Here is a 3,733-nt window from a genome sequence, read left to right as displayed (position 1 = left end):
ATTAAACTCTTCGCGAATTATTTCCAGCGCTAGAGCTGAACTAGTGTTACATGCCATAACCGCCATTTTCACACCTTGATTTTGCATCCAGGTGAGAATTTCGCGATTGAACTGGATAATTTCAGCTTGCGATCGAATGCCATAGGGTAATCGAGCCGTATCCCCAAAGTAGATAATTGACTCATTGGGAAGTTGGCGATAAAGTTGGCGCAATACCGTCAAACCCCCCACACCACTGTCAAAGACACCAATCGGGGCACGTTGGGGTTCTTGGTGGGATTGGAAAAGATTGCCTTCAAATAAGGAAGATGGAAACACTGGCGATTATTGTTTTGTGTTTTTGATTCAAGATACAGGATTTATAGCAAATGAACAATTATTATCCAAGGATTTTTATTACAAAATCGAAATTGGGCATGGGGCATTGCCCCTTACCTCTATCTTTTTAGATATTTGAGAATACCACGTGCGATCGCATCTGCCATCCGATTTTGATACTCACGATTACCAAGACGAGGATTATCTTCCCGTCCTGTCATATAGCCAGTTTCTACTAATATCGAAGGCATGGAACTCTTCCGTAATACGTAAAATCTGGCTTTGCGCGTTCCTCTATCTTTAATGGTGGATATGTTTTGAAGAATTGTTGTCCTTACAGCTTCTGCTAGTTGATAACCGCTATCGTAGTAATAGACTTCCAAACCATTGACATCGCGACGACCGTCAACTGAATTAGCGTGAATACTGACAAATAAAGTCGCATTTATACGTTCTGCTAAATCTACCCGTGGTTTCAAGTCTACAAAGTAGTCAGAATCTCGCGTCATCACTGCTTGGATGCCGTTTTGTTCCAAAATTGCCGCAACCCGTTTCCCAATTGGCAAAATTACGTCTTTTTCTAATAATCCACCAATTCCTGGTGCCCCTGAGTCTTTACCTCCATGTCCAGGATCAACAACCACAATTATCTTTCCTCTAGGAATAGGTCGAGGTGAAGGATTTGGTGATGGGTTGTCAACAACTCCACCTGGTGGTAATGGCTGGGGATTGGGACGTGGTAATGGCAGAACAACGGGAGGATTGATTGGAGGGTTAATAGGAGGTCTACTAACAATACCCCTTTGTAAGTCGAGTGAAAGCAACTGACCGCTTAGTTGGTTGACTTGTCCAATTTGTACCCCTGCGGCAGGTTGAACTAGGATGGCTACGTTATTGGATTCTTGTTGGAGTTTGACCCTCAATACGCTGCTGTTAGCACTCAATGAAGGTCCACGTAAGTCTCTTGCTAGTTTGGCATTGGGAATTGTAATCCGGAAAAGTCCGCTAGACCGATCCCAACCACCACTCCCTGTCAAACGTTGGTCTCCACGAACGATGAGTTGGGTTCCAGTGACATTGAGTTCAATTGCCTGAATTGTTGCTATTTCATTACTGACAGGTGGATTTGGTTGGTTGTTATTGTCGCGAGGGGAATTATTTTCCCGATCTGGCAAGCGAACTACAGGTGTACCAGGGATGACAATTAAGGCATTATTGCCGCTTTTTGATGCTTTCCAGTCAGGACTATCTTTTTCTACCTGTAATTGCATCCGTACGGTAGGTGTTCTGGAATTTAGCTGGGATAGGAGAACGCGCTTAACACCAAGCTTGCTGGCTGATAATTCACGTTGCGCTAACTGGGATGAAATAGTCGCACCACTAATATCAATATCTATTGAACGTTTATCCAGGCTACGAATGACCCGAATCTGGGGATTTCCACCACCACTTGTTCGTACAAAAAAACCATCACCTGTAATTTGGACGTTTTCTATTTGAGTTCCAACTTCGGTAGCTGCGACTACTGTTGTTCTAGGAGGTGTATTATTGGAATTACTGGAATTAGAATTAGAATTATTAGAATTAGAATTACTGGTGGTAGTTGTAACTACGTTATAGACCGTATTTGTAGCTGCTGAATCTCCCCCTTTTTCGCGTTCGGGTTTAGGTAGCTGTACCGTCCAGCGATTTGGGCTAACCCCAACAAATTTAACTTCTTGGGGGTTGAGAGTGTAGCCAGGTGCAAGTTCAACAACTATGCGGGATGTATCTTTATCGAATTGTCCGACTCGAAGCGAACGAATTGCACCACCGACTGCTTGGGTGACTTGGGGACGACCAAATTGGGTTCCGGGTAAATCAACAACCAATCTAGTTGGGTTAAAAACTAGCTGTGCTTTTGGTTGAACAGCACCCTCTGTTGTAATTTCTAAGCGATTTTGCGCGCTATCAAACCGCCAAGAGTTAAGTTTTGCTGCATGAGCGGGTGACGAAAATATAAAGGCGGTAACAATAGTGCTGGGTAGTAACCAGTGTAATTTCACAGTGTTTTCTCCTGAGTCGATTAATTGGGAGTTGTCATTCTGTCTGAGTGTTAGCAAATCCTCACACCGTCACCCTTACAGGTTTGCCTGTTTTTTATGGAACAAGTTCACCACCCAAACATTAGTTGAAAAATCGAGGAATTTTTTGATGAGTTCAGTGCTTTTACATAGAACTTCCGATGCTATCTCTTTCTTTTTTGCTGGCGTTGGGATGAGTCCTACGGATACACTCTGGGATTCTCCTCGTGGGATGCTTAACGCCAAAGGCGCATCGCTATGATGATAACCTTGACAATTTTAAATACGGTTGGGTCTAATAAGTCACTAAAAAGTACCTTTTAAAGCATTAGATTACATCAGTAAAAAGATAATCTAGATTTAACAAAAAATGTTCAATGCTAACTATATATCTATTTACTGAAAAATTTTAGATTTAGCTCTTGAAGATTAGATGGTATATTCCGCCACAAAGTTTCATCTTTATAACTACAATGTCAATCCATAATTTGCTAATCGAAACAGTAAATTAATTTTCAGAACTAGACATTAGTAGAGTAAAGCGCTTGTTGGTTGGTGGTTAATCATCATTCATTTTTGGTCATTTGTCATTTGTCATTTGTCATTTGTCATTTGTCATTTGTGAATGCCTAATTTCTAATTCCCAATCTCCAATACCTAAATTAGCCAACATCTAACAGTTTTAGTCGCATTTCCAAAAAAAATGTGTTCTGTTCAAACATGGGAATCTAAGAGTTTATTTACTGTAAAGGTTTTAGGTGTTTAGGTTTGTTTATCGTTGACGGAGATATTGGAGGATGCCTCGCGCGATCGCATCTGCCATTTGATTTTGGTATTGTGATGTTTGTAGCCTTGCAATGTCGTCTTGTCCAGTCATATAGCCTGTTTCCACTAAGATGGAAGGCATCGAACTCTTTCTGAGAACATAGAAACGCGCTTTTCTAACTCCTCTGTCTCGAATGTTGAGACTTTGAAGTATGGTACTGTGGACGATACGAGCAAGACCTAGACCACTGTCGTAATAATACGTTTCCAACCCATTCACATCCGGACGACTTGCACCAGCCGAATTAGCATGTATGCTCACAAAGACGTTGGCATTGGCTCTGTCTGCCATATCAACACGTCCTTGCAGGGTGACGAAATAGTCAGAGTTGCGAGTCATCACGGCTTGTACCCCATTTTGCTGCAAAATCTGCGCTACCCTAATTCCAATTGGCAGGATAATATTTTTTTCCAGTGTTCCTCCAATTCCAGGTGCCCCCGAATCTTTACCACCATGTCCTGGATCAATAATTACTAACAAACGTCCATCATTACGTCGTGGTGGGGGTATGGGGTTGGGATTTGGG

3 protein-coding genes and 1 pseudogene are annotated in these 3,733 nt (G+C 42.1%); 1 reads left to right on the top strand and 3 read right to left on the bottom strand.

The window, feature by feature from the left end; translation table 11 throughout:
* Both CK510_RS27745 and CK510_RS27740 read right to left on the bottom strand, forming a co-directional pair.
* A pseudogene (locus CK510_RS27745) lies at window positions 1-318 on the bottom strand (glutamate racemase); the annotation flags it as partial.
* A 119-nt stretch (window positions 319-437) separates the two neighbouring features.
* Window positions 438-2,363, bottom strand: coding sequence for an N-acetylmuramoyl-L-alanine amidase (locus tag CK510_RS27740; RefSeq protein WP_095724720.1), 1,926 nt, complete (start codon window positions 2,361-2,363; stop codon window positions 438-440).
* Between the two features lie 148 nt (window positions 2,364-2,511).
* Between CK510_RS27740 and CK510_RS34130 the strand changes: the two genes are divergently transcribed.
* Window positions 2,512-2,643: a hypothetical protein gene (locus CK510_RS34130; protein ID WP_281257095.1), complete on the top strand. Its 132-nt coding sequence runs from the start codon at window positions 2,512-2,514 to the stop codon at window positions 2,641-2,643.
* Between the two features lie 510 nt (window positions 2,644-3,153).
* On the opposite strand, the gene CK510_RS27735 is transcribed toward CK510_RS34130, so the two are convergent.
* Window positions 3,154-3,733 (bottom strand): N-acetylmuramoyl-L-alanine amidase family protein (locus tag CK510_RS27735; RefSeq protein WP_143289471.1); only part of this gene is annotated, 580 nt, incomplete at its 5' end.

It is taken from the genome of Brunnivagina elsteri CCALA 953, assembly GCF_002289455.1.
In the GTDB taxonomy this organism is placed as follows: Bacteria; Cyanobacteriota; Cyanobacteriia; order Cyanobacteriales; family Nostocaceae; genus Brunnivagina; species Brunnivagina elsteri.
The sequence above is the reverse complement of the archived record's forward strand: the minus strand, read 5'-3'. Positions and strand labels throughout refer to the sequence as shown.